Source organism: Yokenella regensburgei (genome assembly GCF_051486985.1).
Taxonomy (GTDB): domain Bacteria; phylum Pseudomonadota; class Gammaproteobacteria; order Enterobacterales; family Enterobacteriaceae; genus CBFFRJ01.
Genome location: NZ_JAHVDV010000006.1, coordinates 115,608 through 129,635 on the forward strand (window position 1 = coordinate 115,608; position 14,028 = coordinate 129,635).

Annotated in this window: 9 protein-coding genes; 2 read left to right on the top strand and 7 right to left on the bottom strand. The window is 53.7% G+C overall.

From position 1 onward, the window contains the following. Positions 1-165 precede the first annotated feature (165 nt). Genes wzc through KXR87_RS06755 form a run of 3 tightly spaced genes read right to left on the bottom strand, consistent with a single transcriptional unit; the run spans position 166 to position 3,920 of the window. On the bottom strand, positions 166-2,328 hold the full coding sequence (gene wzc / locus KXR87_RS06745; protein WP_437431485.1) for a tyrosine-protein kinase Wzc: 2,163 nt from the start codon (positions 2,326-2,328) through the stop codon (positions 166-168). A 2-nt stretch (positions 2,329-2,330) separates the two neighbouring features. Continuing rightward, positions 2,331-2,774 carry a low molecular weight protein-tyrosine-phosphatase Wzb gene (gene wzb, locus KXR87_RS06750; RefSeq protein WP_437431486.1) on the bottom strand — a complete coding sequence of 148 codons (444 nt, stop codon included), beginning with the start codon at positions 2,772-2,774 and terminating at the stop codon, positions 2,331-2,333. Positions 2,775-2,780: 6 nt separating this feature from the next. After that, positions 2,781-3,920: a polysaccharide export protein gene (locus KXR87_RS06755; protein WP_437431487.1), complete on the bottom strand. Its 1,140-nt coding sequence runs from the start codon at positions 3,918-3,920 to the stop codon at positions 2,781-2,783. 695 nt (positions 3,921-4,615) lie between these two features. On the opposite strand from KXR87_RS06755, the gene KXR87_RS06760 reads away from it, so the two are divergent. After that, complete coding sequence (locus tag KXR87_RS06760) at positions 4,616-6,199, top strand: TerC family protein (protein WP_437431488.1); 1,584 nt, start codon at positions 4,616-4,618, stop codon at positions 6,197-6,199. 34 nt (positions 6,200-6,233) lie between these two features. Here KXR87_RS06760 and asmA read toward each other — a convergent pair whose 3' ends face one another. The 3 genes from asmA to udk form a co-directional block, all read right to left on the bottom strand. After that, positions 6,234-8,087 (bottom strand): outer membrane assembly protein AsmA, encoded by a 1,854-nt coding sequence (gene asmA, locus KXR87_RS06765; RefSeq protein WP_437431489.1) that lies wholly within the window; start codon positions 8,085-8,087, stop codon positions 6,234-6,236. Between the two features lie 26 nt (positions 8,088-8,113). Beyond that, on the bottom strand, positions 8,114-8,695 hold the full coding sequence (gene dcd / locus KXR87_RS06770; RefSeq protein WP_437431490.1) for a dCTP deaminase: 582 nt from the start codon (positions 8,693-8,695) through the stop codon (positions 8,114-8,116). 80 nt (positions 8,696-8,775) lie between these two features. Continuing rightward, complete coding sequence (gene udk, locus KXR87_RS06775; protein WP_437431491.1) at positions 8,776-9,417, bottom strand: uridine kinase; 642 nt, start codon at positions 9,415-9,417, stop codon at positions 8,776-8,778. A gap of 354 nt (positions 9,418-9,771) precedes the next feature. Here udk and KXR87_RS06780 point away from each other — a divergent pair, with 354 nt between their 5' ends. Next, positions 9,772-13,101, top strand: coding sequence for a diguanylate cyclase (locus tag KXR87_RS06780; RefSeq protein WP_437431492.1), 3,330 nt, complete (start codon positions 9,772-9,774; stop codon positions 13,099-13,101). Here KXR87_RS06780 and alkA read toward each other — a convergent pair. Next, complete coding sequence (gene alkA / locus KXR87_RS06785; RefSeq protein ID WP_437431493.1) at positions 13,094-13,939, bottom strand: DNA-3-methyladenine glycosylase 2; 846 nt, start codon at positions 13,937-13,939, stop codon at positions 13,094-13,096. The two genes, KXR87_RS06780 and alkA, sit on opposite strands and share 8 nt — an antisense overlap. Between the last annotated feature and the right edge of the window lie 89 nt (positions 13,940-14,028).

Genomic DNA, 14,028 nt, shown 5'->3' on the forward strand with positions numbered 1-14,028 from the left:
TCACGGGAAGAGGAAACGGTTTGCGCTTTTCAGCCTCTCCCTCACGAGAAGAGGAAACGGTTTCGCTTTTCCCCCTCCCCAGTTGAAAAGGAAACGGTTTCGCTTTTCCCCCTCTCCCCTGTGGGGAGAGGGAGGGGTGAGGGGTACAGAGCCAACATGGCTTTATCACTTGTTGTCAGATTTATATTCGTACTCGTAGTACCCGTAATCCTGGTAACCGGTCGCCCGGCGGAAGATAGAGTTAAGAATGACGCCCTTAACGTGGATACCGTTCTGCTCAAAGCGGCTAAGGCTTGTCTGCACCTCTTTCACCGTGTTAACCGCGTAACGCGCCACCATCAGCGTGGTACCGGCATGGCGACCCACAATGGCGGCATCGGTCACGGCGAGGATAGGTGGGGTATCAATCAGAACCAGATCGTAATTTTTACTTGCCCACGCCAGCAGTTGCGTAAAGCGTTCGCTCATCAGCAACTCAGAGGGGTTGGGTGGGATCTGACCACGGGGTACCAGGTCGAAATGGGGAATCGACGTCTGCTTGGCACATGTTTCAATGCTGCCTTTACCTACCAGAAGCTCAGAGAGGCCGTTAACGTTGTCCGTACCCAGCAGCTCGTGGCTATACCCTTTGCGCATATCGCAGTCGATCATCAGTACCCGTTTATTGGCCTGACTAATGACCGCCGCCAGGTTGGCGCAGACGAAGGTTTTACCGATGGAGGGGCTGACCCCGGTCATCATCAGTACATTGTTGCTGGCCTGCATCATGGCAAAATGGAGGCTGGTGCGCAGGCTGCGAACCGCTTCAATCGCCAGATCCGTCGGGTTACCCACTGCCAGCAGCTGGCTCTGTTTGTAACGTTTAACCCCTTTGACGGTTTTGACGCTATCACGGGATTTTTGCCATTCCGACAAGGGGATGCTGGCGTAGACGCTGATCCCCTGCTCTTCCAGCACCTGCGGGCTTTCAATCCCACGGTTAAAGAGCGAGCGCAACAGCACCACCACCACCGACAGAATCAAACCAAGAATGATACTCCCCAGTACGATCAGCGCTTTTTTCGGTTTCAGGACGCCAGGCTGGGTGATAGCGGGATCGACAATACGCACATCGCCCACGGTGCTGGCTTCCGTTATCCGCAGCTCCTGCTGTTTATTAAGCAGTTGCATGTAAACCTGCTGCCCGGACTCCACATCACGCGTCAGGCGAACAATCTCCTGCTGCGTTTTGGGCATTGCGGTGACGCGGTTATTGAGTTTTGTTTTTTCATCTTCCAGCGCCTGGCGCTTTTCAAGCAGCGTGCGGTATGCCGGGTGCGCTTTGGTGTAAAGCTTGGAGATTTCTGCTTCTTTAAAGGTCAGTTCATTTAACTGGGCATCAATATTGACCATCGAATCCAGTACCGCTTTCGCTTCCTGGGGCAAATCGACGGAGTCTTTTTCCTGACGGTAGGTATTGAGTTTGTTCTCAGCCGCGTCCAGCTTCCCACGCACATCAGGCAGCTGTTTGTCGAGGAAGGCGAGGCTTTTCGCCGCTTCTTCTGACTTGCGCTGAATATTCTGCTCAAGGTAGTTCTTCGTGATGCTGTTGAGGATGGCACGGATCTGTTCACGATCTTCACCGGTGTAAGTCAGGCTCAGTACGCCAGTGTCTTTGCCGTTTTCGGTGACGCTGAGATTACTCTGCAGATTGTTGATCATCCCAAGCGTAGAATAGCGGGTGACCGTAAATTCGCTGTCGGTCCCTGCGGCTATCTCACTGACGGTAATGCTTACCCCATCTTTTGACAGCATCTGGCCCACTGTACCTTTGGCGCTAAATCCACCGTCGCTGGTAAGCTGGTACTGTTTCGGGCTGAGCACGGTGAGGGTGAAGGTCTGTTCCGTCATGCCCTTTGGCACCTCAAATTGGGTAACCTTCACGGCCTCATTCTGCCGACCCATCAGCCGATCCCAGCCGGAGCCAAATACCGGAAAGGTATTTTTGGTCACTGCAATATCAAGATCCAGATCGTCGACGGTTTTCCCCAGTACCATGCGGGACTGAATAAGCTGAATTTCAGCCTCCGAGGCGGGCGGTTTATTTGCCAGCGCACTGTTCAGGTTCTGAACCAGCGAGTTTCCACCGTCCTGTTCAATTTGTACCAGCGCATCAGCGCTGTAGATGGGTGTCGCAAACAGGCAGTAGATGATGGCGCCGATGGCAAAGAGTGAGGTAATCGCCAGTACCCACCAGCGGGCTTCCACAACGGTGCCAATCAATCGGCCAATGTCGATCTCATCGTTACCCACCGCCGGGGCGGCAGAATGGTGTGTTTTTTCGGTCATTGTTATCCCTGCTGAGCGTTAAGGGCCTGCGCCCACTGACGGGCAGACTGGTCAATTAAGGTGTAAACGGCCTCGAAAGCGTCACGGCTTTTGCGGTAGGGGTCCGGGATCTCCCGTTCCCCATCCCAGTGACCCAAAAGCATCACTTTGCCGCGCATTTCGGGCGCGATTTCGCACAGTGCGGCAATGTGCCGCTTCTCCATAACCAGTATCAGGTCGTATTCCCGGCACATCTTCCCGGAGATCTGCCGGGCAATGTGCCCCTCAAGGGAGACACCATTGTCCTGAGCCACGCGCGCTGCCTGCGCATCGGCCCCTTTTCCCACCAGCGCCCCTAATCCTGCGGACGCCACCGTTAATGACGGCTGATATTTCTGTAGCAGCCGCTCCGCCGTGGGGGAACGGCAAATGTTCCCCACACACACCACCAGAATTTTATTAAACATCGCGTATCACCAGGTATGAACGTCACGTGCCGTGTCCGTCATATAACGAACGCCATTGATGGTTGGCAGCAACTGGTTGATGAGACGGTTCCAGCGGGCAACCGGAGCGGTTGTGACATACACCACGTCATACGGCTGGAGACGGAATTCCGTTGCCATGACCAGTGAGGTGGCATCGGACATATCAAGCTGATAGATATTGGCAATCTTGCCTTTTGCACTGCCCTCGCCTTTCAACGGCCTGATGACGAAAATACCGCTGGCATTGGAGGTGGTGAGATCGATGCCTTCGGCCTGGCCCAGCGCTTCGGTCAGCGTCATGCCACTGAAGTCCATTTTGAGGGTGCTCTGTTTCTTAACTTCGCCCATAACAAACACTTTCAGGTCGTCGTTACGTGGTACGAAGAGAATGTCGCCGGGGTAAAGCAGGCGGTTCTGGCTCAGATCGCCATTTTGCATAAGTGCCTGCAGGGAGAGGCGTTCCTCTTTCCCGTTATGCGTCAGCACCACGTTGCGCCAGTCTGCCGTATCCGTCAGCCCACCGGCGGCATTGATAGCATCGAGTACGGTGAGCGGCACGTTCGTAATGGCCTGCTGGCCCGATTTTTCAACCTGACCCGAAACATAGGCTTTCTGCGAACGAAACGCAGCGATGTTAACGTCCACCTGCGGGTCAGCGATGTACGTCGCTAAGCGGCCGGTAACATCGCTGCGGATTTCGGCGAGTGTTTTTCCTGCAACATGCACGCGGCCAATATAGGGATAGAACATGGTGCCGTCCGGTTGTACCCAGTTACCGGTGTCGCTTGAGCTGCGGTATTGCCCTGCCGGGGTGGTCAGTTCCGGGTGGTCCCAGACGGTGACGCTCAATACGTCGCCAGGCCCAACGCGATATTCATAGTTGGATATTTCCTGGTCTAAGGAGATATTGGGTTGAGCCACATTGGGTCGCGGGCGTAATTGTTCAACCAATCGTGGCGTCAGTGGGTAAACATTCACCATGCGGTCTAAATCAAAATCAGCATCCTGCTGTTTGATCACATCCTTTCCCATCGTAGACATATTGCTACCGGGAAGTACGGTGCAGCCACTCATCAAGGTCATGGACACCAATAATGGTATCAATTTCGTTTTGGATTTCATCATTGATTAATTATCACTTTTGCAGAGTAATTATCCTGTGTATTTAAATAAGCGCTTGCGTTTCCAGGGAAGCAGAATGCAGTTAATTGAAACTTAAATTAACGGGTATCAGTCCTAAAATTCGCTTATTCAACCACATGCTATTGACAGAATAATCCAGACGTTTCGACACGCTGTCAGGCATGCTACCGCCCTTGGCTTCCAGCTACCAATCTACTGTTTAAACAGTAACTTATTGATTCACACCCCTCGTACCTCAGTCGTTTCACGCATTTTTCTGAATGCGGAAGATTCGGCAGGCATAAGAAATAACGCTGATAAAATGCATTTAAAATAACTTTACGGGTATATTTGAAACAGGCTGGGGGAATTGTTGCAGCTAAGCGAATTACAGGCAAGATAACATCCTGCCAACCACAACTTTTTAAGATTAATATTAAGCGCAAATATTCCGCGTTTTAGGATTTTCTCGATATTGACAAAGCCCTTACTCACTTTTACGTGTGCGAAATATCCGAAAACGAGATTGTTAAAATAAAAAGATTAATCTCACTTTTATTAAGGGAAAATGAAATTATTTATATTATGCCTGTGGAGCAATTATAAGATAAATCGTAGGCTGCCATTGCAATTTAGGTCAGCTTTATCCATGATCTCATTATGACAATTGTCATATTACATAAGGTGTTAAGCATAAGATGGAATGGATTGCCGATCCTTCAATATGGGCGGGGCTGGTCACGCTGATTGTGATTGAGCTGGTGCTTGGTATTGATAACCTGGTTTTTATTGCGATTCTTGCGGAGAAATTGCCGCCAGCTCAACGCGATCGCGCCCGCGTAACGGGACTGATTCTGGCTATGTTGATGCGTCTGCTTCTGCTGGCCTCAATCTCCTGGCTGGTCACCCTGACGAGCCCCCTCTTTTCATTTCGGGATTTCAGTTTCAGCGCCAGAGATTTAATCATGCTGGTGGGGGGGCTGTTCCTGCTGTTTAAAGCCACGGTTGAGCTCAACGAACGGCTGGAGGGTAAAGACAGTGATAATCCCACCCAGCGGCGCGGGGCCAAATTCTGGAGCGTGGTGGCGCAGATAGTGATCCTTGACGCCGTGTTTTCCCTCGACTCGGTGATAACTGCCGTGGGTATGGTGGACCATCTGGCCGTGATGATGGCGGCGGTCATTATTGCTATCTCGCTGATGCTGCTGGCCAGCAAAGCCCTGACCCGCTTTGTGAATAGCCACCCAACCATCGTTATCCTCTGTCTGAGTTTCCTGCTAATGATAGGGTTTAGCCTGATTGCCGATGGATTCGGTGTCCATATTCCGAAAGGCTACCTTTATGCGGCTATTGGCTTCTCGGTGATGATTGAAGCGCTTAATCAGCTGGCAAACTTTAACCGTCGTCGCTTCCTGTCGGCGAACCAGACACTGCGTCAGCGTACCACTGAAACGGTCATGCGCCTGCTGAGCGGAAAAAAGGAAGATGCGGAACTGGATGCCGACGCCGCCTCGATGCTCGCCGACCACGACAACAGCCAGCTCTTTAATCCGCAGGAGCAGCGAATGATTGGCCGGGTGCTCAATCTGAACCAGAGAACGGTAAGCAGTATCATGACCTCGCGCCACGATATAGAGCATATCGATCTTAATGCCCCGGAAGCAGAGATCCGCGAACTGCTCGATAAGAACCAGCACACCCGCATCGTGGTGACAAGCCAGGATGAAAAAGAGGATTTACTGGGGGTCGTACATATTCTTGACCTGCTGGCGCAATCGCTGCACGGCGAGCCGTTGGATCTGAAAGTGTTGATTCGCCAGCCGCTGGTCTTTCCGGAAGGGCTGCCGCTTCTACAGGCACTTGAACAGTTCCGTAACGCGCGCACCCATTTCGCCTTTGTGGTGGATGAGTTCGGCTCCGTAGAAGGGATCGTCACCCTGAGCGATGTGATGGAAACCATCGCCGGTAATCTGCCCAACGAAGTGGAGGAGATTGACGCGCGCCACGATATTCAGAAAAACAGTGACGGGAGCTGGACGGCGAATGGTCACATGCCGCTGGAAGACCTGGTGCAGTTTGTGCCGCTGCCGCTTGATGAGAAGCGTGAGTATCACACTATTGCCGGGTTGCTGATGGAGTATCTGCAGCGTATCCCCGTTCCCGGTGAAGAAGTTGAGGTGGGAGATTATCTGTTAAAAACCCTCGACGTCGAGAGCCATCGGGTGCAGAAAGTGCAAATCTTTGCACGGCACTCCCCTGACGACCCCGACGACGAACTCTGACGCACGCCGGGGAAACCCGGCGTTGAGTAATGACTCAGAGCTTATCGAGTAGTTTTTTCAAATCTTTGCCGTTCTGACTCTCTTTATTGCGATCCGCCCACTCATTGAGTCGGCGTTTCGCCTCCTCCTGCAGATGCTTACGCAGGATCTGATCCACCTGCAGGCTGTAGTTCAGCGACTGCCATTTGCCGTAAACCGTTAACGGGATGGCGGTATTTTTCAGATAGTCAATCAGCTTACCGTCACCTTTCCAGCCCTGGAGCACGCGCACGGCAAAGCGGGTGTCACACTGTTCATTAACCAAATCCAGTTCGCCTTCGCCGGAGAGCGTCAGCAGAGGGGAGGCCCCTTGCATATCACTCATCGTCATGATGCCCTGGTCCAGGGTTAGCCCGGTACGGAAGCTGTCCAGTCGGGTGGTATTGTCATAATTCTGCTGCACCTGAACATCACTACTGCGCGCCACCGCCTGCTGAATCAGCTGCTGGAAATTAAGACCTTCCATGCGGCTGTTTTTCAGCTCGACCTTCGCCGTACCCTGCCAGTTCTGGCGGAAGTCATCAGCATCAATCCGGTTGCCGGAGAAATCACCGTCCAGCGAAAGGTTACCGGTCAGAGAAATGGGGTAACTGAAGGCCTTAAGGATGGTGCCAATCTCAACATTATCCAGGTGCGGCTGGAAGCGGGCCAGGGAGCGCTCGGTACGAACATCAAGCGTACCCGGCAGGGAGATCAGCCCCTCCCCCATTTTCCCTTGCAGGGTAGGGATGGTTAGCAGACCGGCATCATTGGTGAATGTGCCGCTTACGTCGGCAAACTGCATTCCGCGCCACTGAATATGGTTAGCGGAGAGCGAGATGTTGGCCGAGAAATCACGCAGACTGGTGTATTCAGGCGGCACCGAACTGCTGGCAATGACCGGGCGCGGCAAGCGCGGCGGCAATTTTTGCCCCTGCTGAGCACTCTCATTGTTGGTGGAGGGACTGCGCTGCACCGGCAGCAGGTTATCAAGATTGAGGGTGTCAAATTGCACATCGAGCGCCCATTGCGGGTTCCCCGCGAGGGTCACACTGCCTTTACCGCTGAAGGCGCTGTCGTTTGCTGTTAACTGTAATGCATCGAGAGTGACACGCTGGTTGTCGCTCTCCCAGCGGGCGGCAAAGCTCCCCTGACCGGCGATCCCCTGAGGGGGCACGTCGCCGCCCTGGATTTGCCATTGCAGATCGCTGACGGCGGCGCTGAGATTGCGCGGATAGTCGCTGGCGTCAACCTTTGCCTTGAGGGAGAGACTAAGGTCACGCTGATCGCGATTCACCCGGCCAGATACGTCAAGGGTCGCTTTATGCTGATTATCCTGCTCCATCCGCAGATGGATATCACGAACGGTAATCTGTTCGTCACCTTCCTGCTGGACCACCAGCACGCTGTCGGCCACCTGCAGACGCGCGATATCCCATGACCACCCCCGATCTTCGGCCACCTGAGGCAAGGTGTTCTCTTTCGGGGCGACAGGCGCATCCTGCTGAACCACCGCACGCGTCTGCGGGGTCAGTTGAATCACGGCCCCCTTGAGCATGACCTGTTTGACCTGTAACTGATGCGAAAGCAGCGGCAGCAGGCCAACATCAAGCCGCATGTTATCGGCTTTGACCACGGGCCCGGCGGCACCGGGCGCGGTAAGCGCGACCCGTCCGGAGAGGATGCTAAGCTGAGGCCAGACATGCCAGCGCAGAGGGCCGTCAAGCTGCAGCTGATAGCCGCTGCGAGCCTCGACCTGGCGCACCATGTACGCGCGAAAATCATTAGGGTTGACCATTATGACCAGCGCCGAGAGGCCTGCGACAAGCACGACCAGTAGAATCATCAGCGTGGTTAATACTCTTCTCATGGGCAGCCTCAGTGGGGGTGAATCACTCAGTCTTTATCAATACGACTGGCTACAGCGCCTTGTTGATCGCGATATTTCGCATCCTGGCGACGATTGTAAGGACGATCGGCCGGACCTGAGAGGGGTTCAAAGCTCAGTGCGCCAATCAGCATTCCGGGACGGAGCGCCAGCGGCAGTTTGCCGGAATTATAAAACTCCAGCACGATACAGCCTGACCAGCCCGGATCGATACGGTGCGCGGTGACGTGCACCATCAACCCCAGACGCGCCAGTGAGGAGCGCCCGTCAAGCCAGCCGACTAAATCGGATGGGAGCGTAACGGATTCATAAGTCACCGCCAGCGCCAGCTCGCCTGGATGAAGGAAAAAGGCATCGCCATCGGGAAGGACAATTTCATCACTCATCACCCGTTCGAGCGCTGCACTGACCTCATCTTTCGGGCCGCTCAGGTCGATAAACGCGGCGGTATGACCGCGGAATGTACGAAATTTATTACCCAGACGGACGTCCACCGTAGCGCCATTAATGCGCTCTACGGGCGGTCGCGGTTGAATCGACAAACGACCCTGGTCAAGCCAGGCTTCAATATCGCGATCACAAAGACGCATAGCACTCTCTCCTGTCGTGCATCAGGCCCCTGAAAAAACAGGGCCAGACAAATTAACTTAAGGGTACAGCCTAACATGTATTATTCAAAAAACTGGCTGATTTTGGCTTTAAGTATGTCAATCGCAATACGGTTTTTACCACCGCGCGGCACAATGATATCGGCGTACTGCTTGGAGGGTTCGATAAATTGCAGGAACATCGGACGCACAGTTTTTTGATATTGCGCCATCACCGAGTCCATAGAACGACCGCGCTCATTAACGTCACGCTTGATACGACGCATCAGGCAAATATCCAGGGGGGTGTCGACAAAAATGGAAAAATTCATTTCATCGCGCAGACGGGCGTCTGTTAATAACAAAATCCCCTCAAGAATAATGACTTTTTTCGGCTGAATATGGATAGTTTCGGGCGTGCGGGTGTGTTCAACATAGCTGTAGACCGGCAACTCAATGTCCTGACCACTTTTCAGCATCTGAAGATGTTGAAACAGCAGGCTGTGATCCATTGAACTTGGATGGTCATAGTTGGTTTTGACACGCTCTTCCATCGACAGATGGCTCTGATCTTTGTAGTAACTGTCTTCTGGAATAACGCCGATGTGCTCATCGCCGACCTGTTCGCGTAATTCGCGATAAAGCGTACTGGCAATAAGACTTTTACCCGAAGCCGATGCGCCGGCGATGCCAATAATGACGCACTGATGTGACTTATCAGTCATAAATTTAGCGACCTGATTAACCTGGATGTAAAGGAAGGAGACGCCGTGGCGTCAAACGCGGCAATTATAGGGATTTCACCGCCATGATACCAGTCGAATAGGCAACGGATGTTGCAGAACAGAGAAGTTGGCTACTTTCAGCGCGCCGCATGACTTTTCCAAAATTTTAACGGTTAAAATTACGGCGCCCGTGAGCATTTTAACGCGGACTAAGTAATTAATATCCTTATGATGTCAAATTCTGAGCAGACAGCATAGGAATTGTAAATTGTTTGTACTAGCATAACCCGAATTCATCTTTCACTCGTCCGGACCCCGTTCCCGACGGTTCAGGGGTCGGCGGATTAAGCGGTAATGAAGAAACAACATCAGCGAGCTTTGATTGCCACTCCTTTCCCTATTCTGCGTCTTCTCAGTTTGGGGTTGCTGTCGTTCATCTTTACGCTGTTCTCGCTGGAGTTGACTCGTTTCGGCACCGGTCTCGCCCCGCTGTGGTTCCCGACAGCATTAATGATGGTGGCCTTTTACCGCCACGCCGGCCGTATGTGGCCGGGCATTGCTGCCGTCTGTTCAGCAGGGAGTCTTGCCGCATGGGGGGTTTTATTCTCTTTTGCCAGTATCAAGCTGACCTACACCGCCATCAACATTGCTGAAGCGGTGGCCGGGGCCATTCTGCTACGTAAGCTTCTGCCCTGGTATAACCCTCTGCAGAACCTGAACGACTGGATCAAACTCGCGATCGGCAGCGCCCTTGTTCCCCCGCTGCTCGGCGGCCTGTTAGCCTGCCTCGTGACCGGTACGGACGACGTTCTGCGCACCTTTTTTGTCTGGGTACTTTCAGAAGCCATCGGGGCACTCGCGCTGGTGCCTATCGGCCTCTTGTTCAAACCGCATTACCTTTTGCGGCACCGAAAACCGCAACTGCTGATTGAAACCCTGATAACCCTGGCGGTGACGCTGGCGTTGAGCTGGCTGGCATTACACTACCTGCCCTGGCCCTTTACCGCCGTGATTGTTCTGCTGATGTGGAGCGCTATTCGTCTGCCACGCATGGAAGCCTTCCTGATCTTCCTCATCACGGTCATGATGGTATCGCTGTTTATGGCAACCCATCCTTCGGTCGAGGTGACCCCCAAAACCGGTGTGATGCTGAACGCGCCCTGGCTTCCCTTCTTAATGATGCTACTGCCGGCAAACATCATGACCATGGTGATGTACGCCTTTCGCGCAGAACGAAAACACATTACCGAGAGTGAAGAACGTTTCAGAAATGCGATGGAGTATTCTGCCATCGGGATGGCGCTGGTAGGTACGCAGGGGCAGTGGCTGCAGGCTAACAAAGCGTTGTGTAATTTTCTTGGTTACAGCCAGGATGAGCTGCGGTTAATGACGTTCCAGCAGTTAACGTGGCCGGAAGACCTGAACAAAGATCTCGAACAGTTAGAGCAGCTTGTCCGTGGGGAAATTAACAGTTACTCCATGGAGAAACGTTATTACACCCGGAATGGTGACCTGGTCTGGGCGCTGTTGGCGGTATCCGTTGTTCGTCATGCCGATGGCACACCCCGCTACTTCATCGCCCAGGTCGAGGATATCAACGATCTCAAGCAGACCGAATGGGTCAATAAGCGTCTGATGGAACGCATCACGCTCGCTAACGAAGCCGGGGGTATTGGCATCTGGGAGTGGGAGCTTGAACCGGACATCATCAGCTGGGACAAACGCATGTTCGAGCTGTATGAAATTCCGTCGCACATAAAACCCACCTGGCAGTTATGGTACGACCGGATTCTGCCGGAAGATCGTGCAGAGACCGAGCGCGTCATTCGGGACTCGCTGGTCTCCCGCGTCGCCTTTAAGCTCGAATTTCGTATCAGCGTTAAGGAAGGGGTGCGCCATATCCGCACCCTGGCTAACCGTGTGCTGAATCGTAACGGCGAAGTAGAACGCCTGTTAGGGGTCAACATGGACATGACCGAAGTGAAACAGCTGAACGAAGCCCTCTTCCAGGAAAAAGAGCGGCTGCACATCACCCTCGACTCTATCGGCGAAGCCGTGCTCTGTACCGATGTGCATATGAACGTCAGCTTTATGAACCCGGTCGCAGAGAAGATGAGCGGCTGGACGCAGGAGCAGGCTATGGGCCAGCCGCTGCTCACTGTCCTGCGAATCACCTTCGGCGATCATGGCCCGGCGATGGAAAACATTCACAGCGGCGATATGTCGCGCTCGGCTATCGAGCAGGATGTGGTGCTCCACTGTCGCACCGGCGGCAGTTATGACATTCACTACAGCGTAACGCCGCTTAGCACCCTTGACGGGCAGAATATCGGTTCGGTGTTGGTTATCCAGGATGTGACCGAATCCCGTAAAATGCTGCGTCAGCTGAGTTACAGCGCCTCCCACGATGCCCTGACGCACCTGGCCAACCGGGTCAGTTTTGAAACGCACCTTAAACGCCTGCTGCAAACCGTGCAGGAGCTGCATCAGCGGCACGCGCTGGTGTTCATCGATCTTGACCGCTTCAAGGCCGTAAACGATACAGCCGGCCACGCGGCAGGCGACGCCTTGCTGCGGGAAATCTCCTCCCTCATGTTAAGTATGTTGCGTTCCACCGATATTCTGGCCCGCCTTGGCGGCGATGAGTTCGGTCTGCTGCTACCTGACTGCAACGTTGAAAGTGCCCGTTATATTTCCGGTCGTATTGTCCAGGCCATCAACGATTATCATTTTATGTGGGAAGGCCGCATGCACCGGATCGGTGCCAGCGCCGGGATCACGATTATTGACGAAACCAATCATCAGGGCTCTGAGGTTATGTCTCAGGCGGACATTGCCTGTTACGCCTCGAAAAATAACGGGCGCGGCATGGTGACGGTTTACGAACCTCAGCAGGGCACCATGCATCATGAACGCAGCATGATGTCCCTGGAGGAGCAGTGGACGATGATCAAAGACAATCATCTGATGATGATTGCCCGTGGCGTCGCCTCTCCTCGCGTTCCTGAAGCCTGTAATTTCTGGCTGTTGACGCTACGCCTGTGGACCAGCGAAGGTGAAGTTATGGAAGAAAATGCCTTCCGTACAAACCTCAATGAACCGGAACTGATTCGCGCACTGGATCGCCGGGTATTTCAGGAGTTCTTCCGTAACCATGCTGCCGCCGTGGCGGGTAAAGGGCTTGGCGTTGCCCTGCCGCTCTCTTCCGCTGGGTTGTCCAGCCACAGCCTGATTGCTGAGATAATAGACCTTATAGAGCAGGGTCCGCTTCCGGGACGCCTGCTGCACCTGATGATTCACGCCGATGCGTTACTGCGGGAAGGTAAGATCATTAGCGATAACCTGAAGAAACTGCGCCATGCAGGTTGCCGTATTATCCTCAGCCATATCGGTCATGATCTTGAAATCTTTAACCAGCTTGCGCCACACACGGCGGATTACATTCTGCTCGACCAGGAGCTGGTGAATAACGTACATGGCAATTTAATGGATGAAATGATGGTGACTATCATCCAGGGCCATGCCCAGCGGCTGGGGCTGAAAAGCATTGCCGGGCCGACTAACCAGCCCCTGATGATGGATACCCTTTCAGGCATCGGCATCGATCTGATTTATGGTGACACCATCTCTGCGCCGCAACCGCTGGATCTGATGCTCAACACCAGCTATTTCGCTATCAACTGACGTCGTCAGGTTTCCAGCCATCGGTATACCAGATGTGTAATAGCGCATAGGAACGCCAGGGGTGCCAGCGCAGGGCGTAACGACGGGTCTGCGCTGGCGTCATGCCGGCGAAGCGCTGCTTTATCAAATAATCATCAGCAAGAAACACATCCTTCGCCTGCCAGCCGCGCAGGGCGAAGTAGTTTGCCGTCCAGCGTCCGATCCCCGGAAAGGTTATTAAGGTTTTTATTCCCTGCTCAATGTCCTCAGGCGGCGTAAGCGGAAAAGTGCCGTTTTGCACCGCGCGGGCGAGGAAAATCAGGGACTCAGCGCGTTTGACGGGCATACCCAGCGCCTTAAGGGCCAGCGGATCGACGGCTGCAAGCTGGGCTGGTTGCGGAAAAAGCATGAACTGCGCATCAAGCCGCTCGCCGCAGAGTGCGACTACCCGTGACGTCAGTTTTGCCGCCATCGCAACGCTAACCAGTTGCCCTAAAATGGCCCGCACCGCCTGCTCGAAGGGATCCATGCAGCCTGGCAAGCGCAAACCCGGCCGGGCTGCGCCCAGTGTTCCGAGCGCGTCGTTGACGACGTGTGGCATACACTGCAGATCAAACAGTTTCCCCAGGGAGTGTAAACAGGCTGCCGCCACGGGTTGTAGCCCGTCGCTTAGTGTGACGTTAAGCACACCCAGGGCTTCATCTGGTTCTGCACAAAGGGTGCCCCGATATTCACCGAGGGCGAATGAGCGGGTGTAAGCGGTCTCGCTGACTATCTCCACACCCGCCACCGCGCGCGCACGTAAAAAATTTAACATCCATGACCAGTCGTAAGGCGGCTGCCAGCGCAGTTTGTACATAGTGACTCCTGTTATGTAAGCCCATGAGCATATAACGGATTATGAATTTCTGCTTTGCGTTGATATTCCGGTTGTCCTGTTTTGCGCAT

Bases quoted from the DNA above. Each gene is read 5' to 3' on its own strand.
- wzc (WP_437431485.1), bottom strand. From the start codon at position 2,328: ATGACCGAAAAAACACACCATTCTGCCGCCCCGGCGGTGGGTAACGAT.
- wzb (WP_437431486.1), bottom strand. From the start codon at position 2,774: ATGTTTAATAAAATTCTGGTGGTGTGTGTGGGGAACATTTGCCGTTCC.
- KXR87_RS06755 (WP_437431487.1), bottom strand. From the start codon at position 3,920: ATGATGAAATCCAAAACGAAATTGATACCATTATTGGTGTCCATGACC.
- KXR87_RS06760 (WP_437431488.1), top strand. From the start codon at position 4,616: ATGGAATGGATTGCCGATCCTTCAATATGGGCGGGGCTGGTCACGCTG.
- asmA (WP_437431489.1), bottom strand. From the start codon at position 8,087: ATGAGAAGAGTATTAACCACGCTGATGATTCTACTGGTCGTGCTTGTC.
- dcd (WP_437431490.1), bottom strand. From the start codon at position 8,695: ATGCGTCTTTGTGATCGCGATATTGAAGCCTGGCTTGACCAGGGTCGT.
- udk (WP_437431491.1), bottom strand. From the start codon at position 9,417: ATGACTGATAAGTCACATCAGTGCGTCATTATTGGCATCGCCGGCGCA.
- KXR87_RS06780 (WP_437431492.1), top strand. From the start codon at position 9,772: ATGAAGAAACAACATCAGCGAGCTTTGATTGCCACTCCTTTCCCTATT.
- alkA (WP_437431493.1), bottom strand. From the start codon at position 13,939: ATGTACAAACTGCGCTGGCAGCCGCCTTACGACTGGTCATGGATGTTA.